The sequence below is a fragment of the Bartonella sp. AA83SXKL genome (genome assembly GCF_042196965.1).
Taxonomy (GTDB): domain Bacteria; phylum Pseudomonadota; class Alphaproteobacteria; order Rhizobiales; family Rhizobiaceae; genus Bartonella.
On the sequence record NZ_JBHIRG010000266.1, the window covers coordinates 1 to 618 of the forward strand.

Consider the following 618-nt stretch of genomic DNA (forward strand, 5'->3'; position numbering starts at 1 on the left):
GTTCAATTTGTTGTGCGATTCGATCCATCATCAGCACAGCTTCTTCAGGATAACGACCAGAGGCAGATTCCGCAGACAACATGACAGCGTCAGTTCCCGTATAAACTGCTGTCGCAACATCAGAAACTTCTGCCCTTGTAGGAACAGATGACGTAATCATTGACTCGAGCATTTGCGTGGCCACCACGACGGGCTTTCCAGCTAAACGACAAGCTTTTATAAGTTCCATCTGAATGGCAGGAACCCTCTCCAAGGGCATTTCTACCCCCAGATCTCCGCGTGCAATCATAATACCATCGGCAACATCAATAATCTCTTCTATATGCTCCAAAGCTTGAGGTTTTTCGATCTTAGCCATCAAAGACACTTTGCTTTTGGTCAACGCACGCACTGCTATAATATCTTCCGGACGCTGGATAAAAGACAGAGCAACCCAATCAACAGGCTGCTCCAAAACTGCCTGAAGATCGGCTTTATCCTTGAGAGTCATTGGCCCAAAAGGCAAAACTGTATCGGGAAGACTTACCCCTTTTCGATCAGAAATACGGTTCCCAGCAACCACAAGGCACTGCACAGAATGACCATCACACACCTGTGCAAGCAGTTCCAACTTTCCAT

1 protein-coding gene is annotated in these 618 nt (G+C 46.9%); it reads right to left on the reverse strand.

Features of this window, described 5'->3' with window-relative positions; genetic code table 11:
* The coding region (locus ACFINO_RS11020) for a pyruvate kinase (protein ID WP_375655889.1) at window positions 1-618 on the reverse strand (618 nt) is incomplete at both ends.